This window comes from Streptomyces sp. NPDC048018 (assembly GCF_043202995.1).
Lineage (GTDB): Bacteria > Actinomycetota > Actinomycetes > Streptomycetales > Streptomycetaceae > Streptomyces.
Window position 1 is genome coordinate 387237 of the sequence record NZ_JBIDBK010000003.1, and the last position, 26462, is coordinate 413698.

Sequence of the window (26462 nt, forward strand, 5' to 3'; positions counted from 1 at the left end):
CCCGTCCCTCCGCGGCCCCGCGCATATCGATGCGGGGCCGCGGTTTCCCTTTCCCTGACGTTTTGCCGAACGCTTCGCGGAGTTGGCGATTCCGGGCATATCGCGGGCTGTTTTTCTGTACACATCCCTTATCGGACACATCTACACATAAAGGCCAGATAAGAGCACAATGAAACCGCGGCACGATGCCGCAAGCGCGGTCAGACGCAGCAAGACGCCAGAAGGAGGCGAGTCGTATGGCCGACGTCTCTCACCGTCCCGGCGATATCTCGGGACACCCGGACGCGGGAGAAATGCGTGAGCGTTATGCCCGCATGCTCCAGACCCGAGGTGTCGCGGCCGTAGAGGAACTGGTGATCATCGCCGGAATCTACGCCGCCGTGTCCGCATGGACGGTCCACTTCGCCGCCGCGAAGCCGGAGCTCGCGATCAGCAACCTCATCGTCGGCCTCGCGCTCGCCGGCCTGGGGCTGTGCATGTCGATGGCTCCGGAACGGTCCCAGGACCTGAACCTCGTGGTGCTGCTGATGGGTGTGTGGCTGATCGTCTCTCCGTGGGTGGTCTCCCGGGACGCCGGCACCGGCGCGATCCTCAGCAACGTCATCACGGGTGCCTGTGTCTGCCTCTTCGCCCTCACGGCGGGCGGACTGCTCATGAGCAAGAGAAGGACGTGACAGCGGAACCACTCTCGGACGGCGTCGCCCCCTCGCACAAGAGGGGACGACGCCGTTCACTTCTGTCCCGCCGGTGTCTGTGAACGGCCACTGCCAGGTAACGAATTGACCCACGCCGTTTCGGCCACATAAGTTCTGCGTAAGCCTAGCTCCACAGGGACAGGCTCCCGCTCTCAACCCAGTCCTTGGGGGGACAAAGTGAACTGGTACCTCGAAGCCTTCAAGAAGTACGCGGTGTTCAGCGGCCGGGCGCGCCGCAAGGAATTCTGGATGTTCCAGCTGTTCAACCTCCTCGCGTCGATCATCGCGTCCGTCATCGACGGCGCCCTGGGCATTCAGCTCCTCAGCCTCATCTACCTGCTCGCGGTGCTCGTCCCGAGCCTCGCGATCGCGGTGCGCCGTCTGCACGACACGGGCCGCTCCGGCTGGTGGCTGCTCATCGGCCTGATCCCGCTCGTGGGCGCCATCGTGCTCCTGGTCTTCTACTGCACCGAGGGCGACCAGGCCCCGAACGAGCACGGCACGAACCCGAAGCTGGCCGGCGCCTACTAAAGGCACCCGCCCCGACCGAGCCGCCCTACCCAAGCCGCTCGGCGCAGCTTTCCCCGAAGCCCCCGGAAGGTCCTCCTTCCGGGGGCTTCGCCCTTTCCGGACCGTCCGCATAGAGCCGCTCCGGCGCAATCGACGCCCTTGCCTTGTGCACGGTGGCGGAGGACCCGCCCCGACCGCCGCGCCTAGCCTCGCCGACACCAGGCGCGACAGTACGTACGAGGGGCGGTACCACCCGTGAACTGGCTCATCCACGACTACCGCGAGAGCGATCTCGCCGCGGTCGTCCATCTGATCGACACGACGGCCGAACTCGGCCAGGAGTCCGTGTTCTCGCTCGCCGAATGCATCGGCGCCCTCACCACCCGCCAGCCGGCCGTCGTCGCCGTCCACCAGGGCGTCCCGATCGGCGCCGCGCTCGCCTGCGTCGCGGGCGAACGGGCCTGGGTGATGCGCATCGCCATCTCCTCGGCGTGGCGCGGCCGAGGCCTGGCCAGCGCCCTGCTGGTCGAGCTGGAACGACGCCTGGTCGCCGCCCGGGTGGCACGGATCGCCTACGTGCTGCCCGAGGAGGAACTCCTCGGCGAGGGACTGCTCAACGCCGGATACACCCGCCAGCCGGCCGTCGCCTACTTCGAGAAGGTCGAACCGCTCCACGGCCCGGCCGCGAGCCTCCTCGACGACCTCGGTGGCCGCGTTCTGCCCACCGACCTGTGGGCCAGGGTGGCCGGCATGGAACGCGAGAAGGACCTGATCGAACGGCGGGTCGTGCTGCCGCTCGCCGAACCCGAGCGGGCCGCGCGCCACGGCGTGCGCCCGCCGCGCGCCATCGGGCTCTTCGGGCCGCCCGGCACCGGCAAGACCACCTTCGCCCGGGCCATCGCCTCGCGGCTCGGCTGGCCGTTCGTGGAGATCCTGCCCTCCCGCCTCGCCGACGAGGGCAATCTGGCGGCGGCTCTGCGCACCGCCTTCGCCCGTATCGCCGAACTCGACCAGGTGCTGGTCTTCATCGACGAGGTCGAGGAGATCGCCCCCGTACGCACCGAACCCGTGCAACCGGGCGGGATGCACGGGGTGACGAACGAACTGCTCAAGCTCATCCCGGGGTTCAGGGAGCGCGACGAACGACTGCTGGTCTGTGCCACGAACTCCATCCGCTCCCTCGACCCGGCCTTCCTGCGCCCCGGCCGCTTCGACTACCTCATCCCGATCGGTACGCCGGACAAGGCGGCGCGGTCGGCCATCTGGGCGCGCTACACCGGCGCCCGCCCGGACGTCGACGTGGACGCGCTGGTCGCCGCGAGCGATCTCCTCACCCCGGCCGACATCGAGCACGCGGCGCGGATCGCGGCGCAGAACTCCTTCGAGCGGGATCTGGGGACGGTCGGCGGCCAGGGCGTCGTCGGCGCGCCGGCGCCCGGCGCGACCACGGCGGACTACCTGGACGCGATCGGCCAGTGCAGGCCGACCGTGACCTCGGAGATGATCGAGCAGTTCGCGTCGGACATCACCACGCACGCGCGGTTCTGACCCGTCCGCTCCCCGCCCCGAAGGGGCCGAGGTCTCCGGGCCGTCCGTGCCCTCAGGTTGCGAGGCTTCCTCGCCTCGGGGGGACACCGCGGGGCGCCGCGCGGGACTCGGCGCGCGGGATCGGCGGGCGGCTGGAGCCTCATAGCGGGCGGTGGCGCCGCCTCGACGGTGTCGACGCATGCCGACCTGCGTGGAGCCCGCGCTCAGTGGCGCCGCGGGCGCCGCGTTCGGGTTCTGCGGCTGCTCCCCGCCCGAACGCGGCGCGCGACAATGCCGGTTCGTCCCGCCCGGTGCCCGGCGGTAGCTCTATCCTGGTCGCGATCTCGGCCGGCCAGGGAGGGATCTCAGCCGGCCAGGGAGGGAGCGTCCAATGGAGACGAGCGAATCGGTCGAGGGGCTCGCGGTGATCGCGTTCGTCGACGGACCGGAGCTGGAGACCTGGCTGGAGCGGCACCACGCGGACACGCCGGGCATCTGGCTGCTCCTGGGCAGGAGCGGATCGGACCTGAGCTCGCCCACGGCCGAGGACATCCTCGACGCCACGCTCGCCTTCGGCTGGATCACCGGCAAGCGCAAGGCACGCGACGAGCGGAGCTACGTCCAGAAGATCACCCCGCGCCGCCCGCGCAGCCTCTGGTCGCAGGTGAACGTGCGGCAGGTCGACGCGCTCCTCGCCGCCGGCCGGATGCGCGAGCCGGGCCTCGCGGAGGTGCGGGCGGCGCAGGCGGACGGACGCTGGGCGGCCGCGTACCCCTCCCAGAAGGACGCGACCGTCCCGGACGACCTGGCGGCGGCCCTGGCGGCCGCCCCGGGGGCGGCGGGCGCGTTCGAGGCCCTCGGGAAGACCGACCGGTACCTGATCATCCTCAGTCTGTGGCAGGCCCGGACGCCGAAGACGCGGGCGGCGCGGCTGGAGCGGGCGGTGGCGGCCCTGTCGTCCGCCGCCGCCCCGGAAGCGCCGTGATCGCCCCGGGTGTCAGCTCCGCCCGCGCCGGTAGAGCACCTGATGGGCGTCCCACTCGACGAAGGACTCCGCGTGGGTCATGCCCACGGCCTCCAGAAGGCGCCGGGAGCGCGTGTTGGCCTCCTGGGTGACGGCGACGACCGCCGGCACGTCCTCCAAGGCCCGTTCGACGACCGCGAGGACGGCCTCGCGGGCATAGCCGTGCCCCCAGTGCTCGGGGAGGAACTGGTACGACACCTCGGTCTCTCCGTGCCGGCCCGCCCGCTCCACGGTCACCAGGCCGAGAACGACTCCGTCGGAGACCCGCTCCACCGCGTGGAAGCCGGGCGCGCCGACGATGCGTCGCTGCCGGATGCGGATCACGGACTCGACCACAGGCCCGCCCAGATGCCGCCGCACCTCGGGATCGGTCCACAGCCGCGTCACTGCGGGAAGGTCCCGTTCACGCACGGCCCGCAGCACGAGCCGCTCGGTGACGAGGGGCTCGGCCGGAGTGGCCGGTGCCGGGGAAGGAGCCATACGTCGATGATGACAGGCCCCGGGCCGTACGACGGACGCCGGACGGCGGGGTGGCCCCGGCCCGCACCGACCTGCGACCCGCACCACGGACCGACCTGCGGATCGCCGTGCCGAACCGCAGGCGCGACCCGTGGCGCCTCCCTGCCGGTCGGATCAGGGTGCCCGGTCCCGACCCTCGTCGCCGCCTGCCTCCGGGCGCATGAGTTCCAGGTCCGCTCCCCACGCGTCCAGCACCGCGCCGTGCCCGGCCCGGCGGGCCTGCCCCTCGACCCGGGCGAAGAGCGCCCGCTGCGCGGAGGGGTCGCCCGTACGGGAGATGCGGTCGAGCGCGTCGCACAGCGCGCGGGTGTCCCACCCGGGCAGGGGGTGCCGGCCGAGCTCCCACTCGAGGTACTTGTTGTAGGGACGGGGGCGGCGGTCGAGCGCGAAGAGCAGCTCCAACAGGAACCGCACACTGTCGACCGCATCGAGTCGGGCAGCGAGCGCATGGCCGTCCCGAGCGTTCTTGACCGAGCGGTAGAGGGAGTTGGCGTAGGCGTCAAGCCACTCGCCGGCGTCCCGGAACGCTTCGCCCGCGTCGAGCCGCGCCTTGGCCGCCAGGATCCGGGCGATCTCCCCGTCGAGCCGGTCGAGCACGATCCGGGCGCGGGCCAGGGCGTAACGTTCGAAGCCCGGCATTCCGACGGCCCGGAACTCCTCCAGGGTCAGGATGACCAGGTCGAGCTCCGAGGTGCGGTGCCCGGCGTGGCGGGTGAGCGGCGTTGCCACGCCGTCGGCGAGGACGACGTAGAGGTCGTGGTCCGAGTGCGTGGTGGCCATGCCCTCGTGGGCCTGGGAGCCCTTGAGGACGAGCCCCACGACAGCCGGATCGGCGGAGGCGAGTTCGACGAACGCGGCGTAGGTGAGGGGCTGCCGAGCGGTCATGGCGTGCGCTCCGGTGGAGTGGTGGCGGACGGGCGTGGGGTCCTGGCCGAGGGGCTCAGGCCTTGTCGAGGAGGGCCCTCGCCTCGTCCCCTCCGAGGGATCCGCCGGTGGGTGGGCGACTCGGGCGGTGGCGGGTCCGTGGAGCCGCGGGAGGTGGCGACGCAGACACGGGAGCGTCCTCGTCGGCGGGGTCGTGCGTGCGGGCTCGCGAGACCGGCGGGGGACGACAGCTCGCACCACAGGACCTGCGAGGCCGGTTCGGCGCGGGCGTCCGCCATCTGATCAACCATCACGGTACGGACCGCGCCCCAGGCGGCCCGCAGGGCCACGACCCCGCGGTAGCCGGGGAGTTCATTGCGCCAGCCGCTTCTGGAGCGCGGCCAGCGCCCCGGCGCGCCGGCCCGGCACGGCACGGCGCAGTTCCACGAGCGCCGGACCGAGCGCGCGGGCGCGGGCCGGATCCCGGATCTGCTCCCACTGGTGGTGCGCCCGGTCCACCGCGCCCTCGACGTCCGGCTCGTCGGGCCCCTGCCGCAACCCGAGCCGGGCCTGCGCGGCGGCGATCCACAGCTCGCAGCTCCGCGCGGGCTCCCCCGCGAGGCGCGCCAGATCCGCCCGCACCTCCACCCAGTGCAGCGCCTCCCCCGACCGCGGCCCGTACCGCCGCAGGGCGTCGCTCTCCCAGGCCGCTGCCATCGCCGCCGCCTCTCCGTGCCGCCCGGCCATGGCCGCCGCGAGGATCGCCGGATGCGGATCCGCCTCGCTCCCGGGCCGCGGCGGCCCGTCAGACCCTGCGCCGGGCACCGGCCGCCGCGGCCCCTCCGGCACCGCCGCGCTCCCCGGGGCGTACGCGGGCCGCGGGGGCACCCGGACCGCCGGGGAGGGCGTGACGAGGGCGGGGCCGGGGACCCGGGCGGGCGTGGGCTTCGGCTCGTCGTCGGCCGCGGGGCCGTACTGCGGCATGCCCGCCGCCCGTTCCGGGGACGCCGCCGGTCCTTCGTGCGGATCCGACGGTGCGTGCGGCTCCGGCTGTGCCCGTGGCTCCGACTGCGGCTGCGGCTGCGGCACGGCGGTCGGTTGTGGCTGCGGCTGCGGCTCGGAGGCCGGCTCCGACTGCAGGCGCGGCTCGGCGGTCGGCTGCGGGTCGACGTGCTGCTCGGGCCGGGCCGAGGGGGCCGGTGCGGCGATTCTCTCGGGAGCCCCCTCGGGAGTCGATGCGCCTCGCGGCTCGGGCGCCGGCTCCGGTCCCGCCTCGGCGGCCGGCCCGGGCCCCGGTTCGGGGCGGGACTCGGAATCGGGCTCGGGCTCTGCCGGCGCCGCGGCGGGCACGGACTCGGACTCTGCCGGCGCCGCGGCGGGCACGGGCTCGGGCTCTGCCGGCGCCCCGGCGGGCACGGACTCGGGCACGGGCACGGGCACGGGCACGGGCTCGGACTCGGCGACGGAACCCTCGCCGACCGGCGCGGCCGAGGCGGGCGGCTCCTCGGTGGGCCGACGGGCCCCTTCGTCCCCGGTCTCCCGGCCGGCCGACGTCGGAGGTGACTCCGGTACGTCCGCCGTCCCTTGCCGCCCCTCGGTCGACGTCCCATCGGCCGGAGCAGCACCCAGCGCGGCAATGTCCGTAAACACGTCACCCGTTGGCGTGTCCTGCACTGGCGACGGCGACACGCGGGCCGATTCGGCCACCGGGGCCGGCACGGCGGACGGTTTCCAGTCGTCGTGAGGGTCCATGACCGCCGAAGCGGCGGCAGCCACCGAACGCGGCATCGCTTCCGCGCCGGTCGGAGCCTCGACGGCCCCCGCCGGGCGTACGGGCGTCGCTGTCACCGACGCCGTGCCCCCGGCCGCACCGGCGCGCTGGGCGCCCAGGCTCGCCGCCCGATGCGCGAGACCCGCCCGGCCGAGGCGGCGGGTCGGCGGGGAGTCCACGGGCGCCACCGCACCGAAGGGCTGGGGCAGGGGCCCCGGGGTGGCCGCGGCGTCCGCCGGGATCGACGGGGTGAGGAGAAGCGACTCCGTCTCGCTCGCCGCCGCCGCGGCTGCCGCCGCCTCCGCGTGGAGCGTGGGCAGCGGAGGGCGGGCGCCCGTGCGCCACAGGGTCGCGAAGTGCCGGAGGTAGTCGGGGGCGAAAAGGTCGCCGCGGCGGGGGAAGGGGGTGATGCGGGCGTAGAGGGGGACGGCCTGCCCGAGGCTCAGGACGTTGCGGTCGGCGGCGAGGCGCTGCCACAGGGCCGGGTCCGCGGCGAGGTCGGCGACGACCGTGGTCGTGCCCGGGCGGCGTGCCGCGAGCTCGGCGGCGAGCCAGTGCCAGGGAAGTCCGGTGTAGCGCAGGGTCGTCGGCGTGCTCCGGGCGAGCGCCAGGTGGGGCAGTTGCTGGCGCCGGTCGAGTTGGAGCTGGCCGGCGAGGTAGAGGGCGAGCGGGCCGGGGCTCGCCGCGGCCGAGCGCAGGCGGGTGAGGACGGTCTGCGGGTCGAGCGGGTCCGCCAGTTCGACGACCGTCGCCATGTCCGTGCCCGCGAGCACCCCGGCCTGGACCGCCGCGAGCGCGGGCAGCACGGACGCCGCGTCGATCGCCCGCCCCCGCCCGGCCGGTGCCGCAGCCAGCAGCAGCGCTGTACCCATTGTGTTCTCCGAGTCGCTCACCACAGCAGCACCGTAACCCGTGGCGGTGTGGCCGAATGTCGACTGGTCCCCTGGTGGGCCTTAGGCATATGCCATAAGCACCACCGTATCGAGTGTTGCCAAATCCCTTACAGGGTGTCCCGGGCTGTGCCAAAGTCGAACCCGGGCTTCACCTTCCAGACTTGGCCGCGCCACGTCGCCTGCATCGGAGTACGACATGCCGTCCCATCTCTTCGCGGACCGTCCCGCCCAGCCTCCCGAGCCCTGCACGGTGGACGCGCTGATCTCGCAGACGCGTCGGCTGCGCGGCGACGTGGACGCGGTGCGCCGGGACGCCGTCGTGGACGAGGACGACCCGCACAACCGGTGGCAGCGCGCGCTGTGCGATCTGGCCGTGCACCAGCTGGACGATCTCGACGAGCACCTGGGCCAGTTGAAGCAAGGACTGCCCGCCCCGTACGAGCCCGACTCGGCGGCCGCCTACGCCGAGTCCGCCGCCGAGACCGTGCCGGCGCCCCGGCTGACCGGTTCCCTGCTCTCCCGGGTCGGCAGCGCCGAGTGGGACCTGCTCACCGACGACGTGCACTGGTCCGACGAGCTGTTCCAGATCTTCGGCCGTCCCGAGGAGAGCGGCCCGATGTCACTCGACGAGCTGCCCTCGATGGTCTTCGCCGAGGACCAGCCCCTTCTCCAGGCGATGGTGACGGACTGCCTGATCGACGGAAAGCCGATCGACGGCGAGTTCCGGATCGTCCGCACCGACGGCCGGGTCCGCACCGTCCACATGACGGGCGAGCCGGTCCTCGACCCCGACGGTTGCACGGCGTCCATGTGGGCCGTGCTGCGCGACGTCAGCGAGTTGCGCCGCAGCGAGCGCGCGGTCCGGGAGAGCCGGGACACCCTCCGGCGCCACCAGCACATCGAGCACACCGAGCGGCGCGTCGCGGTCGAACTCCAGGAGGCCGTACTGCCGCCGTGGCGCGGCTCCCTCCGCTTCGCGCACGACGGCCCCGCCCCGCTCGACGTGGCCGGGCACTATCTGCCGGCCGCCACGACCGGTCTCATCGGCGGCGACTGGTACGACGCGCTGGCGCTCCCGGACGGGGACGCGCTGCTGACGGTGGGCGACCTGACCGGGCACGGCGTGTCGGCCACGTCGTCCATGGCGATGCTGCTGGGCGCGCTGCGCGGCATGGCCGTGGCCGGCATCAGGCCGGGCGCGCTGATGGGGCACCTCAACCAGCTCCTGGAGACCTCCGTCCAGCCTGCCCTGGGCAGTGCCATGTGCTGCCGCTACGACCCGGCGGCGCAGACGCTCAGCTGGGCGCAGGCCGGCCACCCCGCACCGCTGCTGTTCCGCGACGGGACGGGGCGCGCCCTGTCCCGTCCGGAGGGGGTGCTGCTCGGCGCCACGACCGGCGCGGCGTACGAGGAGGCCGAGACCCGCCTGCTCCCCGGCGACCTGCTGCTGCTGCACACCGACGGACTGACCAGGACCGACGACTGCATGGACGACAGCGGTACGGAGCGGCTGCTCGCCCTCGCGCCGCGCCTGTGCGCCGCCCGCGACGCCCAGGACGGGGTCCGTTCGGTGCTGGAGGAGTTCGGCGAGGGCCCGCGCGAGGACGACGCCTGCGTGATGGTGGTCCGGGTCGGCGCGTAAACCGTTCCGGCTGCGACGGTGGCTCCGTCACGGCCGGCCCGGGCTCAGGGCGGCACGCGGACGGGACGGCCCGCACGCGGTCGCGGCGCGCACGCGATCGACACGGCCGACGGGGTGTCCCCACCCGGGACCCCACACGGCCGTACCCGTAACCGCGCCACGCTCGGTGCGGCACACGCCGGTCCACACCGCACCGCGCCCATGGCAGCGACACGCCGTGGGAGGCGAGTCCGGTCGTTCGCGACACGCCCGACGCGACCGGCACGGCTCGCGGGCCGTGACATCAGGGGCGGACCCGTCGAGCCATGCGGTCCGCTCCGTCCGCTCCCTTCCCGCCGCCCGTGGCTCTCGGTTGACGCCCACCCGGCGCACCCGGACGGCACCGGGGCCCGGTTCCGGCGCCCGTCACGCCTCTCCGGTCCTGGGACGGTTCGCCGGCGCCTTCGGGAGCGCCGTCTCGATCTCCTCCCGCAGATCCTCGATCTTGCTGTAGCCCGCGTACTGGCCGGTGAGCCGGTACATCTGGCGCAGGCGGTCCCAGGTCCGGTGCGAGGAGGTGTCGCCCATGGACACGAGGGCGAGTCGCGCGTAGCGGTCGGCCTGCTCCGGGTCGTCGGCGATGAAACAGGCCGAGGCGAGCGAGATGTGGTCGAAGAGCTTGGAGCGGTCGTGGCCGTGCCGTCGGAGCTCCAGGGCGAGCTTGGCGTGACGCTGGGCCGGGACCGCGGCGGCCGGATCGTGCTCGGCGAGCGTGCGATAGGCGAGCGCCTGCATGCCGTGGAGGTCGGCCTCGTCGAAGTTCTGCATCCAACTCGGCTTCTCGCCGCCCTTGTCGGAGACGAAGAGGTCCTCGGCCTCGCCGAGGGTGCGGCGCATCGCCTGGCCGCGCCCCATCGACGCCTGCGCCCACGCCTCGATGGTCTGGAACATGGCCTGCGTGCGCGGGAGCAGCCGCTCCCCGGCGCCGGACTTGGCGAGCTTCATCAGATCGAGCGCCTCGTCGGGCCGGCCCAGATGGACCATCTGACGGGCGGCGCGGGAGAGCGCCTCGCCGGCGCGTGGCCGGTCGCCGCCCTCACGGGCAGCGTGGGCGGCGATGACGAAGTACTTCTGGGCGGTGGGTTCCAGCCCGACGTCATGGGACATCCAGCCGGCCAGGACGGCCAGGTTCGCGGCGACGCCCCACAGGCGCCGCTGGAGGTGGTCGGGGTGGTGGTAGGCGAGCATGCCGCCCACCTCGTTGAGCTGGCCCACGACCGCCTTGCGCTGCAGGCCGCCGCCGCGGGAGGCATCCCAGGCGCGGAAGACCTCGACGGAGCGTTCCAGGGCCTCGATCTCCTCCGACCCGATGGGGGCGGCCTCGTAACGGTCGTACCCAGCGGGGTCGGCGTGGAGGGGATCGACGGCGCTGGGGGCTGCGCCGGGGCGTGCGGGGTCGGTGTGGAGCCAGTCGTGCATGGCGCTGGTGAGTACGGAGCCGGCGGCAAGCGCGGCGCCCGCGCCCACCAGGCCGCGTCGGTTGAGCATGAGGTCCATTCCCGTGAATTCGGTGAGGACCGCTGCCGTACGTTCGGGCGCCCAGGGCAGCCCGTCAGGGTTGTCGGTGTTCCTGACGTCCCGCCGCTTGCCGGCGCGCCCGTGTCGTACGAACCCGAGGTCCTCGATGGTCACGACACGGCCGAGTCGCTCGGTGAACAGCGCTGCCAGCACCCGGGGCACGGGATCGCGCGGGGTCTCCCCCATGTCGATCCAGCGCCGCACCCGCGAGGTGTCGGTCGCCAGCTGCGGGTGGCCCATGGCCGCCGCCTGCCGGTTCACGAGTCTCGCGAGTTCGCCCTTGGACCAGCCGGCGAGGCCGAAGAGGTCTGCCAGGCGGGTGTTGGTCTGTCCGGTCACGTCTAAGCCCCCAGGTTCTCGGCTGAGTTGACAGTAACCCCCTGTCATAGGGCTGGCGACTATTCGCCAGGGTTCGCCAGGGTGCGCCCGATGTTCCGCCACCCGCGCCCGGGTGTCAGGTAGGAATGCGCCACCCCGCCCCGTCGACCGGCCCTCATTTTCCCCAGGGTGCGGTTCGGTCGGGCGGGCGGGGCGACGCACGCAACTCGTCGGCGCACGAAGGGATCTGTCACCTCCATGTACACAGCATCGTCCTCCGTGACCGCCCGGCCCCGACCGCTGATCCGCACCCTCCCGGGCGGTTCCGGACCGTACCTGGCCCCCGCTCCCACCCAGGGAGCCGTGCGGCCGAGGCGCTGGGCCGGGAGCACCGTCCAGCCGAGTGGAAGAATCGATCTGTCCGGCCCCCAGGGCGCGCAGCTGCGCATGGCGATCGCGTCCGTCCACCGGATCTGTCCGGAGTTCAACCCGGTGCAGGTGCTGCGACGCAGCGGACGTTCGGTGCTGATCGTCGGCACGACCGGAAGGACCACGGCGGTCGCGAAGTGTTTACTGGACCACTCCTCCGCGTGGGTCGAGCGGTTCAGGCACGAAATAGCGTCGTACCGCTCGTTCGTCCGACATCGTCCGCCGGTGCGCGCGCCGCGGCTGATCGCGGCGGACCCGGAGAACTGCACGCTGGTCATCGAGCGGATGCCGGGGCGGGCGGCGGCGCTGACCCGCCACCCCGTCGAGGCGCCGCCCCGCGCGGACGTCCGGGCCGCGCTCGGTGCGATCGCCCGGCTCAACGCCTGGCGTCCGCCGGCCGGGACCTTCGACGCGCCGCTCGACTACGGGGCGCGGATCGCGCGCTACCACGAGCTGGGGCTGTTCACCGACCGGGACCGGGACGACCTGCAGAAGCTGCTGCACGGGCTTGCGCAGGCGGGCGGCCGGCAGGGCATGGGGCAGTTCTGTCACGGTGACGCGCTGCTGTCCAACATGCTGCTGTCGCCGGCCGGTCCGGTGCTGGTCGACTGGGAGCACGCGGGCTGGTATCTGCCCGGGTACGACCTGGCGACCCTGTGGTCGGTCCTGGGCGACGCACCGCTGGCGCGGCGTCAGATCAGCCAGCTGGCGCAGCAGGCGGGCACGGCGTCCCGGGACGCGTTCCTGGTGAACCTGATGATCGTGCTGACCCGGGAGATTCGTACGTACGAGACGGCGGTGCAGCGCACGATGAGGGAGGCGCCGCCGGCCGGTTCGGTGCCGGTGCCCGCGGGTGCGGTGTCGCCCGGCGAGGAGCAGCGGTTGTTGCTGCGGCGGCTGCACGACGACTGCGCGATGGCTCGGCGAGCCGTGCGCGCGGCGGTCGGGACGCGCTGAGCGGGCCGACACGAGACGGGGGTGGCGCGCCGCGCGCCCGGTGCCGACACACCGGGCGCGCGGCGTTTCCGTGTGCGCCGGGGCGGGGTGGTCGGCAGGAGTCGCCTCCCTCGCGCGAGCGCACGGGACCGCTTCCCTCAGGAGGCAGGTGCGGCCCGGCTCCCTCGGGGGCCGAGCGGGGAAGCCCGACGCTGTGTGGCGACAGCTTCGGGCCTCGACGCCCCACTGATGGCCGTGTTCGCGAGAACCGGCTCTGGCGCGCGTTCAGCCTTCGGCGTCGGGCGGTTCGTCAACGGGGGCGAGGGTGACCTGGGCGGTCCATGACCAGGGCTCCTGGGGCTGGTCCCACCTCACCTCGACGTCCACGCCATGGAAGAGGCGCGCGAGTTCCCTCACCCTCCGCGCCGCAGCTGCCCGCGCGTCGTGCGGGTCGGTGTCGATCGGCACGTCCAGCCGGCCGCAGAGATTTCCGCGTCCGGTGAGGACGCTGGTGCGCCAGCCTTCCGGCGTCGCAAGCAGAAGGATCCCTGTCGGAACGCCCCAGGCGGGCTGCTCCCTCTTCTCTTTCTTGCGTCTCACCATGCCGCCCATCCAACATCATCGCGCCGAGGAATTGCGGCGCAGCGGGCGGTCGGCCTCGGTCTCGTCGCCGCACCGGGCCTGCTGCCCGGGACGCCGGTGTGTGGAATCCGGCCGCGGCACCCTTATTGGTCTACTCCACTGACGCACCGCAGGCGGGCGCGCCGTCCGCGCGAAACTCGTCTGACATGGGAAATCGCCTGCGTGGAGGGGTGATTGACGGATGGTCCGGGAGCCGCTACCCCTGTACGGGTTCGGTCCCGCACGCCCCCGCTCCCCCACCCGTTCCTGGAGGCTGCCTTGCTCCGTTCCACGTCCCTCAGACGTGTCGCACCCGTCGCCCTGCTCCTCCCCCTGCTGTTCGGCGCGCCGACCGGTTGGGCGCCGGCCACCGCCGACGAGCCCGTGGCGGGTTCGCTGCAGCGGCAGTTCGCGGTGGCGGCCGAGCGGCACGGCGTCCCGCAGAGCGTGCTGCTCGCCGTGTCGTACCTCCAGTCGCGCTGGGACACCCACGGCGGTGCGCCGAGCGTGACCGGCGGCTACGGCCCGATGCACCTGACCGATGCGGTGACCGCGCTCGCTGAGGCGCCGCACCATGCGCAGGGGGCGGAGGACGCCCGTGGTGACGACGCGCGGCCGCCGCGGCCGGCCCCCGAGACCCGGGCCTCGCCGCCGGCCGTCGCACCGCCGCCCCGGCTGCGGACGCTGGAGCGTGCGGCCGAGCTGTCCGGCCGGTCCGCCGAGGAGCTCCGGACGAGCACGGCGGCGAACATCGAGGGCGGCGCGGCGCTGCTGGCCGCCGCGCAGCGGGAGGCGGGGCTGCCGGCGAGCACCGATCCGGCCGCCTGGTACGGGGCGGTGGCGCGCTACTCGGGTGCGGACGACTCGGGGACCGCGACGGCCTACGCGGACGACGTCTTCGACGTGATCCGCACCGGCGAGTCTCGGACCACGGACAGCGGGCAGCAGGTCACCCTCGCGGCCGATCCGGGCGTGGCCCCGGCGCGCGGCCAGGCGGCCGCGCTCGGGCTGCGGGCGCCCGCGAGGGGCCCGGTGGAGTGCCCGCCGTCGGTGGCGTGCGAGTGGATCCCGGCCCCGTACGAGGAGTTCGGGGACGGCGACTACGGCAACCACGACCTGGGGGACCGGCCGGGCTCGCAGTCGGTGGACTACATCGTGATCCACGACACCGAGGCGAGCTGGGACACCACCCTGCGGCTGGTGCAGGACCCGACGTACGTGTCGTGGCAGTACTCGCTGCGCTCCTCGGACGGGCACATCGCACAGCACCTGTCGCTCAAGGACGTGGGCTGGCACGCGGGTAACTGGTTCGTGAACGCCAAGTCGGTGGGCCTGGAGCACGAGGGCTTCCTCACCTCCCCGGACTCCTGGTACACGGAGGCGATGTACCGGAGCTCCGCCCGGCTGGTGCGCCATCTGGCGAAGCGGTACGGCATCCCGCTGGACCGGCAGCACATCCTGGGCCACGACAACGTGCCGGGGACGGTCACGTCGACGATCAAGGGCATGCACACGGACCCCGGGCCGTACTGGGACTGGGCGCACTACTTCCAGCTGCTGGGTCGCCCGATCACGCCGAGCGCGGGGCCGGACGCCGGGGTGGTGACGATCCGTCCGGACTACGCGGCGCACCAGCCGGTGTACACGGGCTGCGTGACCGCCGGGGAGGCGTGTGCGCCGCACGGGAGCGGGGCCGTGCGCCTGCACACCGCGCCGAGCGCGGACGCGCCGCTGGTGCAGGACATCGGGCTCCGGCCGGGCGGGCAGGCTTCGACGACCGGGGTCAACGACACGGGGGCGCGGGCCTCCACCGGCCAGAGCTTCGCGGTGGCCGAGCGGCAGGGCGACTGGACGGCGATCTGGTACCTCGGGCAGCGGGCGTGGTTCCACAACCCGAAACAGGAGCCGACGGCGGTGAACGCGCGGGGGCAGGTGCTCACGCCGAGGGACGGCGTGGCGTCGGTTCCGGTGTACGGGCGGGCCTATCCGGAGGCCTCGGCCTATCCGGCCGGCGTCCCGGTGCAGGCGGTGTCCCCCCTGCCGTACAAGCTCCTCGCGGGGCAGCGGTACGTGGTGGGCGGCCGCACACCGGGCGAGTACTTCTACGCACCGACGTTCGACGTCACGGGGCACACGGTCGTGCGCGGCCAGGAGGAGTACTACGAGATCCAGTTCGGCCATCGGGTGGCCTTTGTGAAGGCCGCTGACGTGCGGGTTTCCCGGGCCTGAGCAGGGCCTGGCCGGAATCCGCCCGATCGGCGGGGGTGCCTGACGGGCAGCCGTCCGTCGGACACCCCCGCCGATCCGTATGACTATTGCGATCTTCGCGTGAGCGCCGGATCGACGGGTAATGCTCGGCCGGACGACAGCCCCGCTCACCGGAAGGCCTCCTCGGCATGGCTCAGCCCTTCGTTCTGCCGGATTTCTACGTCCCGTATCCGGCGCGGCTCAACCCCCATGTGGAGGCTGCCCGCACGCACACGCGGGACTGGGCGCGGGACATGGGGATGCTGGAGGGCTCCGGGATCTGGGAGGAGGCGGACCTCCGGTCCCACGACTACGCGCTGCTCTGCGCGTACACCCACCCCGACTGCGACGAGGAGGCCCTGTCCCTCGTCACCGACTGGTACACGTGGGTCTTCTTCTTCGACGACCACTTCCTGGAGACCTTCAAGCGGTCCCGGGACCGCAAGGGCGGCAAGGCGTACCTCGACCGGCTCCCCCTCTTCATGCCGGCCGACCCGGCGGCGGGCATGCCCGAGCCGGTCAACCCGGTCGAGGCCGGTCTGGCCGATCTGTGGCGGCGCACCGTTCCGGCGATGTCGGAGGCCTGGCGGGTGCGGTTCGCCGAGGCGACCCGACATCTGCTGTACGAGTCGCTGTGGGAGCTCGACAACATCCACGCGGGGCGGGTCGCCAACCCGGTCGAGTACATCGAGATGCGCCGCAAGGTGGGCGGGGCCCCCTGGTCGGCGGGGCTGGTCGAGTACGCGGCGGGCGCCGAGGTTCCCGCACAGGTGGCGTACGCCCGGCCGCTGCGCGTGCTGCGGGACGCGTTCTCGGACGCGGTCCACCTGCGCAACGACCTCTTCTCGTACCAGCGCGAGGTGGAGGAGGAGGGCGAGAACAGCAACGGCGTGCTGGTCCTGGAGAAGTTCCTCGGGTGCACGACGCAGGAGGCGGCGAACGCCGTCAACGACCTGCTGACCTCACGGCTGCAGCAGTTCGAGAACACCGCGCTCACCGAAGTGCCCGCACTCTGCGTCGAGAAGGGGCTCGGACCGGTGGAGGCGGCGGCGATCGCCGCGTACACCAAGGGCCTCCAGGACTGGCAGTCCGGCGGCCACGAGTGGCATCTGCGCTCCAGCCGGTACATGAACGAGGGTCTGGTGAAGAGGACTTCACCCTTCGACGGCCCGATCGGCGTCTCCGCGCTCGACATCAGGAACCTCTTCGGCCGGCCCGCCGCGAGCCGGCTGCGGACGGTCACTCACCAGCCGCACCGGAGCGTCGGGGCCCTACTCCTGCCGGAGTTCGACCTGCCGTACCCGCTGTCCCTCAGCCCGCACCACCCCGAGGCGCTCCGGGCCTCGCTCGACTGGGCGCAGGGAATGGGGCTCCTCGACGACATCTGGGACCGGCCGACGGCCGAGGGCTTCGACCTGGCGCTCTGCTCGGCGGGGCTCGATCCGGATGCCACCCTCGAGGAACTGACGCTCAGCACCCTGTGGCTGACCTGGGGAACCTACGCCGACGACTACTACCCCTACGTCTTCGGGCGGCCACGGAACCTGCTCGGTGCCCGGTCGCAGACCGAGCGGCTCAAGACCTGCCTGCCGGTGGAGGATCCGTCCGCCGGTGCGGCGGCCGCGTCGAACCCGCTGGAGCGGGCGCTCGCCGACGTGTGGGCACGGACGGCGGAGCCGATGCGCCTCGCAGCCCGGACCCAGCTGCGGGCGGCCCTCGACGCGATGCTGGACAGCTGGATGTGGGAGCTGCACAACACGGCCCAGCACCGGGTGCCCGACCCGGTCGACTACATCGAGATGCGCCGCAGCACCTTCGGGTCCGAGCTGACGATGCTGCTGTCCCGGCTGCGACGGGCGGAGGTGCTTCCGCCGGAGATCCATGAGACCGGCACGGTCCGCGCCCTGGAGGGCTCGGTCATGGACTACGCCACGCTGATGAACGACCTCTTCTCGTACCGGAAGGAGATCGAGGTCGAGGGCGAGCTGCACAACGCCGTACTGGTGTTGCAGACGTTCTTCGACTGCGACCAGCCGACCGCGACGGCGATGGTCGACGACCTGATGCACGGACGACTCCGCCAGTACGAGCACGTGAAGAGGCACGAAGTTCCTCTCCTCTATGCGGACTTCGGGATCGACGCGCGGGGTCGGGCGGTCTTCGAGTCGTATCTGCGGGAGCTGGAGGACTGGCTGGCCGGCATCCTCAACTGGCACCGGAACGTGCGTCGTTACGGTGTCGAGGACGCCCGCAGGAACAGCACCACGGCGCTGGCGCGCGGCGGCCCCAGGGGACTCGGGACCTCGGCGGCACGGATCACGGCGACGTTCGGCGTGCCGGTGCCCTAGGGTCTGTCTTTCGGATCAGGCCGGATCAGGGAGCGTCGTCCGGTGCGTGCAGCTGCAAGGCGGAGGAGGGAGCCATGGCGGAGCCCTGGCGACCGACGACAACGCCGCAGACGCGCGTGCCAGACCCCGCGAGCCCGGCATGATCCGAAAGACAGGCCCTAGCCGGACGCGACAGGCCCCCGGCAGCGTCCGGGGCCTGTCGTTCCTGTGTTACGGGCGCAGCCCGCGCAGCTGGTCGAGCTCGCGGCGGTCGCGCTTGGTGGGGCGGCCGGCGCCGCGCTCGCGCACACCGGCGACGGCCACGTGCTCGCGGGGCGGCGGGGGCGGGCTGTTGTCGACGTAGGCCTCGGCGGCCGCGGGCGGGCCGACCCGCTTGGTGAGCAGCTCCTTCACCTCGACGATCCGCTCCCGGCCGCCGTGGAAGACGCGTACCTCGTCGCCCGGCTTCACGGGCTGCGCGGGCTTGGCACGGTCCCCGTTGACCTTCACGTGCCCGGCCCGGCAGGCCGCGGCGGCCTGGGAGCGGGTCTTGGTGAGCCGGACCGCCCAGATCCAGCTGTCCACGCGTGCGCTCATCGGCCCCCGCCTCCCGGTCAGCCCTGCTGGAACAGCTCGGCGGGCAGCGGCTTGAGCAGCGCGTACAGATCGTCGGTGATGGGCCGGTCCCAACTGGCGATGGTCACCAGGACGTTGTCGCTGCGGTCGAACTGGACGCAGGAGATGCGGCTCTCCGAGAGCTTGATGCGGCGCACGATCAGCAGGTTGTCGCCCTGCATCACCGGGACGTCCTCACGGTCGAGGACCTCGACCGGCTCGTCGTTCTCCAGGGCGGCGAGCAGCTGGGCCACCTCGAAGGGAACCTGCCCGTCGGCGAGCTCACGCGCCGGGGAGCCCTCCGGGAGGTTGCCGATGATCATCGCGGGCCCGCGGCCGCCGAACAGGTCGTAGCGCAGGAACACGCCCTGGCAGCTGCCGTCGGGGGCCGGGAGCAGGCCGGCACCGAGATTGCCGGGCCAGTCCCCGGGGTCCATGGCCAGGACGTCGAAGTCCGGACCCGCGGGAGTGGCGGCGCTGCGGCGGCGGAGGAAGGACATACCGCCATGGTACGTGCCCGGGCGCGCGGTGCGGCGCGCCGGGGCGACGTCAGGCGCCCTCGCCGCGAAGTGCCTGCGCGAGCCCGGCGCGGTCGGTGCCCAGCTTGCGGTACACCGCCGAGAGCAGACGGGTGGCGGTGGCGCGGTCGACGCCGAGCACCTCGGCCGGGTCCTCTCCGCGGGCGGCGAGCTCGGCGGCGCTCCGCTCACGCGCGGTGAGCGTGTCGGTGCCGGCGGCCAGCAGCGCGCGGGGCCGCAGACCGGCGGCGGCGAGCTCGCCGCGGGCGTCCTCGACCAGCCTGTCCGCGCCGCAGCTCTGCGCGGTCTCCAGGCCGCGGTAAAGGTGCTCGGCCGCCTCGTTCGTGCGGCCCGCCCGGCGCAGCGCGATGCCGAGGGCGACCAGGGAGCGGGCCAGCTCATAGGCGGCGGGCGAGCGGTCGAGCCAGTCGACGGACTCCTCCAGGAGCTTGACCCGCTCGGTGTCCGGGGAGACCTCGGCGGTGACGCGGAGCGCCTGGCCGATCGCGGAGGGCGCGCCGTACTGGCGGGCGCGGGCCACGGCGGCGAGCGCCGTCTCGCGGGCTCGTTCGGGGGTCTCGCACGCCTCGGCGAGCGCGAGGTGCGACTGCCAGGGGCACCAGGCGGGGTTGCGCATGCCGCGGGGGTCGAGACGACGGCCGACGGCGGCGAGCTCGGCGGCGGCCTCCTCGGTGCGGCCGGTGGCGAGGAGCAGTTCGGCGTGGACGGTCTGGGAGTCGGGGAAGGTCACGGCGGCCGGGAACGGCTCGCCGAAGTCGTGGGTGCGGGCCACCCGCTCGGCCTCCTCCGTCCGGCCCCGGGCGAGCAGCACCTCGATCATCACTCCGGTGGCGTACCACAGCGCGGGGGTCCGGGGGCCGACGCGCTCGGCGAGCCGCAGGCCCGCACGCACGAAGTCCTCGGCCTCGACGAGCCGGCCGCGGCGGTAGCGGATGTACCCGAGGAGGGTGTACGCGAAGGAGAGGTGGGCGCCGCGCCAGCCCTGGCGCTCGAACTCGGCGGTGCCGGCGGCGAAGAGCTCCTCGGCGCGGCCGGGCCGGTCGGCGTAGAGGAAGGTGAGGGCGACGAGGACGGGGACCTCGAAGCCGCGGCTCTCGTCGGCCCAGCTCAGGCCGCCCTTCAGGGCACGCTCGGCGTGTCCGACGGCGACGGCGGAGGGCTCGGCGCGGACCGTGGCGTCCCAGGCGCGCAGGCCGATGATGTACCGCTCCGTGAGGTCGCGGCCGGTGAGCCGGTCGGCCAGGCGGGTGAGGCGCCGGGAGCGGGCCGGGGAGTCGGGCTCGTCGGCGCGGAAGGCGTCCCACATGAACTTCTCGGACTGCATGCGCAGCCTGCTGCGGGCGTCGGTGGTGAGCCGCGACTCCCGGCCGAGGAGCTCGGAGGCCTCGACGAGCCGGTCGCTGTGGGCGAGGACCTGGGAGAGCCGGTAGACGATGCCGTGCCGGAGGGCGGGCTCGGTGACCGGCTCCTCCAGGGCGGCGCGCAGGTGGTTGACCGTGGTGGCGGGCTCGGTGAGCAGGGACGCCGAGCCGAGCTCGAAGAGCACGGCGGCCCGCTCGTCGTGGTCGGGAGGCTCGCGCAGGGCGCGGGCGAGATAGCGGCGGGCGGTGTCGGGGGCGCCGGCGCGCAGCGTCTCCTGGGCTGCGGCACGCAGGTTCTGCACCACCCAGGGGTCGCCCTCGGGATGGGTCTCGACGAGGTGACGGGCGGCGGCGGTGGGGCCGAGGCCGGCGTCGACGACGCACCAGGCCGCCTGGCCGTGCAGGGCCACCCGGGTGGCGGCCGGGATGGCGTCGTAGACGGCGGTGGCGATGAGGGGGTGGACGAATTCGAGGGTGTCGGTCTCCTCGTCGGGCGCCTCGGCCAGGACGCGGGCCCGGCGCAGCAGTCCCGCGCTGCGGGCGACCTCCTCGCCGCCGAGTCCGGCGACGGCGCCGGCGAGCTGCGGGGAGATCTCGGTGCCGAGGACGGCGCAGGCCCAGGCGAGACGCACGGTGGCGGTGCCGAGCCGTTCGATCTGCGCGATCAGCCCGCTGCCCTTCACCGCGGCGGCGAGATCGCGCAGGGTGTGGGCGCGGTCGGCGACGGGCTCCAGGCCCCGGTCGCGGATCCTGGCGGCGAGCTCGACGGCCTCGAAGGGGTTGCCGGAGGTGACGGCCCAGCACTCGCGGCAGAAGGCGTCGTCGGCGTGCGCGCCGACCCGGTCGCGCACGAGCCGGGCGATCGCGGTCGAGGTCAGGGGCTCCAGGCCGAGCGGCCGCTGGCCGGACCGGCGCCCGGTGAACTCCTCACCCGACTCGGGGAGTTCGTCCGGGCGGTAGGCGACGACGAGCAGCATCGGCAGCTCCTCGGCGCGCGGGGAGAAGGCGGAGAGCCAGCCGAGGGATTCGGGGTCGGCCCAGTGCGCGTCGTCGAGGACGACGACGAGCGGGGCGCGGCGTACCGCGAGGTGGGTGAGCACCCAGTCGAGCCCGTCGCGCAGTCCCTGCGGGTCCGGCGGCGCGCCCTCGGCGGCGGTGCACAGGCCGAGCGCGGGGCCGACGATGTCGTACCAGCTGCCGAGTCGCTCCCGGAGCTCCGTGCGGGAGGCGGCCGCGAGCTGCGGCTGCAGCAGCTGCCGCGCCACGTGGAAGGCGACCCGCTGTTCCTGGTCGCCGCCCCGCGCGGACAGCACCGTGCAGCCCTTGGCGGCGGCCCGGCGGCGGATCTCGGCGAGCAGGGTGGTCTTCCCCAGCCCGGCGGGCGCGGCGTAGGCGAGCACTCCGCCGCGGCGGACCTGGCCGGCACTCCGGCCGGCTTCGGTTCCGGCCGCGGCGCCCGTCACGGCCCCGAGGTCCCGCACCACGCGCAGCAGGGGTGCGCCGGGGGCCTGGCGGGGCCGGGGGACGCGGGCGGGCCGGCCGGCGCGGTCCGGGTCGGTGCCCGGGCCGGTCGGGGGGAGCTGCTCGGCGCCGGGCCCGAAGAGAGCCCCGTGGCGCGCACCGCCGGAGCGGGCCGCGGCGTCCTCGAGGTCCGCGGTGTCGGCGTCGGAGCCGTCGGCCCCGGCCGCGCCCCGGCTCTCCGCCGTACGGTCCGCGGCCCCCACCGCCCCGTCGGCCTCGGCGTCGCCCCGGTACGGGGGCGCCTCCGTGCCATGCCCGGTCAGGAGGTTCAACGCCTCCTCGGCCGCCGCGAGTTCGGCCTCGCGTTCGATGAGGCCGAAGCCTCGGCCGGCCGGTCCGCCGGTCTGTGCCGCCATGGTTCACCCCACCCCACGCTGGGGGCGCACTCCCGGCGCACAAGGGGTACGTCCGGGGCGGTGGCCCCACGAAACCCCCAGCGTACGCCGCGCGGCACCCCCGAGGAGGAAGATTGTGCAGGTCGTGTGAACAAGCCTCAGAATCGCCCGGCGAGCGCCGCCAGCACGCCCAAGGCCTCCTCCGCGCGCGCGTGTTCCACGAAGAGGTGGTCGTGGTGGAATCCGGCCACGACGTTGCAGCTGAGCCCGGCGTCGGCGAGGGCTCCCGCGACGGCCGCCGTGAGGCCGACGGCATCGAGTGCCGAGTGGACCCTGAGGGTGATCCAGCCGGCCACGTAGTCGTACGCCAGTGAGGCCGCGTCGGCGTCCTCCTGGCGTACGACCATCGTCAGACCCTCGGTCTCGGCGACGGTGACGACGGGCGCGAGGCCCGCCGGGACGGGTCCGTCCACGGTGGTGAAGACGTAGCGGCCCGGACGGAGTTCCGGTCGCATCCCGGCGAGCAGCCGGGTCAGATCACGCTCTGCTGTCATGATCGCCACCCTAGGTCCTGTCCGGGGGCGGCCGGCGGAACGCGCCCGCCCGCCCCTCCTCAGGTGAGGTCGAACTCGCCGTCCCGCGCGTTCACCACGAACGCCCGCCACTCCGCGGGGGTGAACACGATCGACGGCGCCTCGGGGCGACGCCCGTTGCGCATCGCGATGAAGCCCTCCACGAACGCGATCTCGACGTCCCCCACGCCCTGGCTGCCGGAGCGCCAGTCCGCCTGCGACAGGTCGAGGTCCGGAAGATCCTGCCCCGACCAGGCGTGCTGGGTCATGGTGCTGTTCGCCACGTCCGTGCTCCTCTCGCGTCTCCCCGAGCATCACGCGTCACGCTGTGCTGCTCGTCCGGGCCTCAGCGTAGCGACCGGTCCGGGGCACGGACAGACCTCAGGCAGTGGGTGGCCGGTCCCCGACGAGCCACATGGAGAAGAACTGCGCGCCCCCTCCGTACGCGTGCCCGAGCGCCGTACGCGCCCCCTCCACCTGGTGCTCGCCGGCCTGCCCTCGTACCTGAAGGGCCGCCTCCGCGAAGCGGATCATGCCGGAGGCGCCGATGGGGTTGGTCGAGAGCACCCCGCCGGACGGGTTCACCGGCAGGTCGCCGCCGATCTCGGTGACGCCCGCCTCCGTCAGCTTCCAGCCCTCGCCCTCCTCCGCGAAGCCGAGGTTCTCCAGCCACATCGGCTCGTACCAGGAGAACGGCACGTACATCTCGACGGCGTCGATCTGCCGGCGCGGATCGGTGATCCCGGCCTGCCGGTAGACGTCGGCGGCGCAGTCGCGTCCGGCCTGCGGGGAGACGAAGTCCTTGCCGGCGAAGAGCGTGGGCTCGCTGCGCATCGCGCCGCCGAGCATCCAGGCCGGCGGCCGGGGTGAACGGGCGGCGCCCGCGCGGTCGGTGAGGATCATCGCGCAGGCCCCGTCGGAGGAGGGGCAGGTCTCCGAGTAGCGGATCGGGTCCCACAGCATCGGCGAGGACCGCACCTTCTCCAGGGTGATGTCGTGCTCGTGGAGATGGGCGTACGGGTTCTTGAGCGCGTTGCGGCGGTCCTTGTAGGCGACGAGGGAGCCGATCGCGTCGGGCGCGCCGGTGCGGTGCATGTAGGCGCGTACGTGCGGGGCGAAGAAGCCGCCCGCGCCGGCGAGCAGCGGCTGCTGGAAGGGGATGGGCAGCGAGAGGCCCCACATGGCGTTGGACTCGGACTGCTTCTCGAAGGCGAGGGTGAGGACGGTCTGGTGCACCCGGGCGGCGACGAGGTTCGCGGCGACGAGGGCCGTGGAGCCGCCGACCGAGCCGGCGGTGTGGACCCGGAGCATCGGCTTGCCGACCGCGCCGAGGGCGTCGGCGAGATAGAGCTCCGGCATCATCACGCCCTCGAAGAAGTCGGGGGCCTTGCCGATGACGACGGCGTCGACGTCCGCCCAGCTCAACTCGGCGTCCTCCAGGGCGCGCTGGGCCGCCTCACGGACGAGACCGGCGAGCGAGACGTCGTGGCGGGCGGCGACGTGCTTCGTCTGGCCGATGCCGACGATCGCGACGCACTCCTTCGAAGTCGCGGCCTTACTCATGCGAGTCCCCTTCCAGGACGGCGACCAGGTTCTGCTGGAGGCAGGGCCCGGAGGTGGCGTGGGCGAGGGCCCGGTGCGAGGCGCCCCGGTGGATGCGGGCGGCGGCCTCGCCGAGCCGGATGAGGCCCGCGGCCATCACGGGATTGGCGGCGAGGGCTCCGCCCGACGGATTGACGCGGACGGAGTCGCCGAGGCCGAGGGCCTTGCGCAGGACGACCTCCTGGGAGGTGAACGGCGCGTGCAGTTCGGCGGTGTCGATCGGCCGGCCGGCCGGCTCGAAGGCGCCGGCGCGCTCGGCGGCGAGGCGGGTGGAGGGCGAGTCCGTGAGGTCGCGCACGCCGAGCGAGTGCGCCTCGATGCGGTGGTCCATGCCGGTGATCCAGGCGGGCCGGGCGCACAGTTCGCGTGCCCGGTCGCCCGCGGCGAGGATCACGGCGGCGGCGCCGTCCCCGACGGGCGGGCAGTCGCCGGTGCGGAGCGGGGCGACGAGGTGCTCGCCCTGCGGCCGCGCCCCGGGCAGCTGGGCGTGCGGATTGGCGGCCGCGTCCTGGCGGCTGCGGGCCGCGACGGCGGCGAGCCCGGCCTCGTCGGTGTCGCCCGCGTCGATCAGGGCCTGCGCCTGGAGGGCGGCGAGGGCGACGGAGTCGGGCCACAGGGGGGCGACGTAGTACGGGTCGAGCTGGCGGGTCAGCACATCGCGTACGGAGCCGGGCGAGGACTTCCCGTAGGAGTACACGAGCGCCGTGTCGGCCTCGCCGGTGAGCAGCTTCACCCACGCCTCGTACAGCGCCCAGGCGCCGTCCATCTCCACGTGGGACTCGGAGATGGGCGGCCAGGCGCCGACGCCGTCGAGGGCCATGGTGAAGGAGAACGCACGGCCGGCGAGGTAGTCGGAGGAGCCGGAGCAGGTGAAGCCGATGTCGGAGGTCCTGAGGCCGGTCTGCCGCAGCACCTCGTGGAGGACCGGCATCACCATCTCGACCTCGGACAGGTCGTCGGTGCGGCGGGTGTGGTCGGTCTGGGCGAAGGCGACGATGGCGACGTCCCTGCGTGCTGCGGTCACAGGAGCTCCTTGAACGTGTCGTGGTCGGCGTCCGGCTCTCCGCTGGGGCGGTAGTGGTCGGGGTAGCGGCCGCCCTCGCTCCACACGGGCTCGACGCGCAGCCCCATGCGGACCTGGTCGTACGGGATCCCGGCGATCCGGCCGTGCAGGGCGAGTCCGGCGCCGTCGAGGGCGATGTGGGCGTAGACGTACGGGACCTCGATGTCGAGGTTCTTCGCCTTGATGTTGACGATGCAGAAGGTGGTGACGGTGCCGCGCGGGCCGACCTCGACGCGCTCGGTGGTGGCGACCCCGCAGGTGGGGCAGGCGCCGCGGGGCGGCACGTACACCTTGGCGCAGGACGGGCAGCGCTCCCCGACGGTGCGGCGTTCGGCGAGGGAGCGCAGGTAGCCGGTCTGGGCGCGGCCGGGGGTGTAGGTGTAGTCGAGACGGGCGGCGGCGACGATGCCCGTGACCGGGTCGGCGAAGTCCCCGTCGTGCGGACGGGGTTCGGCCGGCGCGTCCTCTCCGGCCGTGGCCGGCTCGAAGCAGGCGATGTCGGTGATGGCGCCGTGCCGTTCGGCGGCCCAGCGGATCCGGACGCGCATGCCGGTGCGCACGGCCCCGGGCCCGGGGGCGTCGAGGGCGTGCAGCAGGGCGGTGTCGGCGCCGTCGAGGCGGACGAGCACCCAGGCGAAGGGGGATGCGAGGGGCTGTCCGCGGCGGGGCTCCGGGTTCCAGGCCCACGTGGTGACGGTGCCGGTCTCGCCGACCTCGACGAGGTCGCGCAGTTCGGCGGCGGTCTCGGGGTCGTACTCGACGGGTGGCACGAGTACGCGTCCGGCCTCGGTGCGCACGCCGAGCGGGACGCGCTCGCGCAGGCCGGTGAGGAAGGCGGACTGGACGGGGCTGAGGGAACGGGTGAAGGGGAACTCGACGACGAGCGGGGCGCGCAGGGTTTCGGGGGCGTCGGTCATGCTGGCTCCTGACTGGGTGGGCGGGGGCGGATGCGCCCGCGGCGGACCGTTCGGCGG

At 73.7% G+C, this 26462-nt stretch carries 21 protein-coding genes; 8 read left to right on the top strand and 13 right to left on the bottom strand.

All coding sequences use genetic code 11. The features are described from left to right. The first annotated feature begins 314 nt into the window (after nucleotides 1–314). The 4 genes from ACGF1Z_RS13100 to ACGF1Z_RS13115 all read left to right on the top strand — a co-directional run bounded on the left by ACGF1Z_RS13100 (nucleotide 315) and on the right by ACGF1Z_RS13115 (nucleotide 3717). Nucleotides 315–674: an SPW repeat protein gene (locus ACGF1Z_RS13100; protein ID WP_393003104.1), complete on the top strand. Its 360-nt coding sequence runs from the start codon at nucleotides 315–317 to the stop codon at nucleotides 672–674. A gap of 198 nt (nucleotides 675–872) precedes the next feature. After that, nucleotides 873–1226, top strand: coding sequence for a DUF805 domain-containing protein (locus ACGF1Z_RS13105; protein ID WP_393003106.1), 354 nt, complete (start codon nucleotides 873–875; stop codon nucleotides 1224–1226). 234 nt (nucleotides 1227–1460) lie between these two features. Continuing rightward, the gene (locus ACGF1Z_RS13110; protein WP_393003108.1) at nucleotides 1461–2753 is read left to right on the top strand and encodes an ATP-binding protein; all 1293 of its coding nucleotides are present in this window, start codon (nucleotides 1461–1463) and stop codon (nucleotides 2751–2753) included. A gap of 370 nt (nucleotides 2754–3123) precedes the next feature. Continuing rightward, entirely contained in the window at nucleotides 3124–3717 is a 594-nt protein-coding gene (locus tag ACGF1Z_RS13115) for a YdeI family protein (protein ID WP_393003110.1), read from the top strand. A gap of 12 nt (nucleotides 3718–3729) precedes the next feature. Here the strand turns inward: ACGF1Z_RS13115 and ACGF1Z_RS13120 are convergent, their stop codons facing one another. The 3 genes from ACGF1Z_RS13120 to ACGF1Z_RS13130 all read right to left on the bottom strand — a co-directional run bounded on the left by ACGF1Z_RS13120 (nucleotide 3730) and on the right by ACGF1Z_RS13130 (nucleotide 7782). Then, nucleotides 3730–4236, bottom strand: a complete 507-nt coding sequence (locus tag ACGF1Z_RS13120) for a GNAT family N-acetyltransferase (RefSeq protein ID WP_393003112.1) — start codon at nucleotides 4234–4236, stop codon at nucleotides 3730–3732. Nucleotides 4237–4389: 153 nt separating this feature from the next. Continuing rightward, a complete protein-coding gene (locus tag ACGF1Z_RS13125; RefSeq protein WP_393003114.1) occupies nucleotides 4390–5160 on the bottom strand; it encodes a hypothetical protein in 771 nt (256 codons plus the stop codon). Nucleotides 5161–5511: 351 nt separating this feature from the next. Further along, entirely contained in the window at nucleotides 5512–7782 is a 2271-nt protein-coding gene (locus tag ACGF1Z_RS13130; RefSeq protein WP_393003116.1) for a hypothetical protein, read from the bottom strand. 217 nt (nucleotides 7783–7999) lie between these two features. Here ACGF1Z_RS13130 and ACGF1Z_RS13135 point away from each other — a divergent pair, with 217 nt between their 5' ends. Next, complete coding sequence (locus ACGF1Z_RS13135; protein WP_393003118.1) at nucleotides 8000–9445, top strand: PP2C family protein-serine/threonine phosphatase; 1446 nt, start codon at nucleotides 8000–8002, stop codon at nucleotides 9443–9445. Nucleotides 9446–9850: 405 nt separating this feature from the next. Here the strand turns inward: ACGF1Z_RS13135 and ACGF1Z_RS13140 are convergent, their stop codons facing one another. Further along, a complete protein-coding gene (locus tag ACGF1Z_RS13140; RefSeq protein ID WP_393003120.1) occupies nucleotides 9851–11341 on the bottom strand; it encodes a hypothetical protein in 1491 nt (496 codons plus the stop codon). A gap of 237 nt (nucleotides 11342–11578) precedes the next feature. On the opposite strand from ACGF1Z_RS13140, the gene ACGF1Z_RS13145 reads away from it, so the two are divergent. Further along, entirely contained in the window at nucleotides 11579–12706 is a 1128-nt protein-coding gene (locus tag ACGF1Z_RS13145) for an aminoglycoside phosphotransferase family protein (protein WP_393003122.1), read from the top strand. 264 nt (nucleotides 12707–12970) lie between these two features. Here the strand turns inward: ACGF1Z_RS13145 and ACGF1Z_RS13150 are convergent, their stop codons facing one another. Further along, complete coding sequence (locus ACGF1Z_RS13150; RefSeq protein ID WP_393003124.1) at nucleotides 12971–13297, bottom strand: hypothetical protein; 327 nt, start codon at nucleotides 13295–13297, stop codon at nucleotides 12971–12973. Between the two features lie 288 nt (nucleotides 13298–13585). Between ACGF1Z_RS13150 and ACGF1Z_RS13155 the strand changes: the two genes are divergently transcribed. Together ACGF1Z_RS13155 and ACGF1Z_RS13160 are read left to right on the top strand one after the other, a co-directional pair. Beyond that, nucleotides 13586–15535, top strand: coding sequence for an N-acetylmuramoyl-L-alanine amidase (locus tag ACGF1Z_RS13155; RefSeq protein ID WP_393003126.1), 1950 nt, complete (start codon nucleotides 13586–13588; stop codon nucleotides 15533–15535). A gap of 167 nt (nucleotides 15536–15702) precedes the next feature. Continuing rightward, the gene (locus ACGF1Z_RS13160) at nucleotides 15703–17901 is read left to right on the top strand and encodes a germacradienol/geosmin synthase (RefSeq protein WP_393003128.1); all 2199 of its coding nucleotides are present in this window, start codon (nucleotides 15703–15705) and stop codon (nucleotides 17899–17901) included. 210 nt (nucleotides 17902–18111) lie between these two features. Here the strand turns inward: ACGF1Z_RS13160 and ACGF1Z_RS13165 are convergent, their stop codons facing one another. From ACGF1Z_RS13165 to ACGF1Z_RS13200, 8 genes are all read right to left on the bottom strand, one after another. After that, complete coding sequence (locus tag ACGF1Z_RS13165) at nucleotides 18112–18477, bottom strand: RNA-binding S4 domain-containing protein (protein ID WP_393003130.1); 366 nt, start codon at nucleotides 18475–18477, stop codon at nucleotides 18112–18114. Between the two features lie 17 nt (nucleotides 18478–18494). Next, a complete protein-coding gene (locus ACGF1Z_RS13170) occupies nucleotides 18495–18995 on the bottom strand; it encodes a hypothetical protein (RefSeq protein ID WP_376635123.1) in 501 nt (166 codons plus the stop codon). Between the two features lie 49 nt (nucleotides 18996–19044). Then, nucleotides 19045–22272 carry an ATP-binding protein gene (locus ACGF1Z_RS13175; protein WP_393003132.1) on the bottom strand — a complete coding sequence of 1076 codons (3228 nt, stop codon included), beginning with the start codon at nucleotides 22270–22272 and terminating at the stop codon, nucleotides 19045–19047. A 137-nt stretch (nucleotides 22273–22409) separates the two neighbouring features. Beyond that, entirely contained in the window at nucleotides 22410–22805 is a 396-nt protein-coding gene (locus ACGF1Z_RS13180; RefSeq protein WP_393003134.1) for an ACT domain-containing protein, read from the bottom strand. Nucleotides 22806–22864: 59 nt separating this feature from the next. After that, complete coding sequence (locus ACGF1Z_RS13185; protein WP_376635129.1) at nucleotides 22865–23107, bottom strand: DUF397 domain-containing protein; 243 nt, start codon at nucleotides 23105–23107, stop codon at nucleotides 22865–22867. Between the two features lie 97 nt (nucleotides 23108–23204). Beyond that, entirely contained in the window at nucleotides 23205–24386 is a 1182-nt protein-coding gene (locus tag ACGF1Z_RS13190) for a thiolase domain-containing protein (protein WP_393003136.1), read from the bottom strand. Beyond that, complete coding sequence (locus tag ACGF1Z_RS13195; protein WP_393003138.1) at nucleotides 24379–25449, bottom strand: thiolase domain-containing protein; 1071 nt, start codon at nucleotides 25447–25449, stop codon at nucleotides 24379–24381. The genes ACGF1Z_RS13190 and ACGF1Z_RS13195 overlap by 8 nt, the downstream gene beginning before the upstream one ends. Then, complete coding sequence (locus tag ACGF1Z_RS13200) at nucleotides 25446–26405, bottom strand: Zn-ribbon domain-containing OB-fold protein (protein WP_393003140.1); 960 nt, start codon at nucleotides 26403–26405, stop codon at nucleotides 25446–25448. Before ACGF1Z_RS13200 ends, ACGF1Z_RS13195 begins: the two co-directional genes overlap by 4 nt. Nucleotides 26406–26462 lie beyond the last annotated feature (57 nt).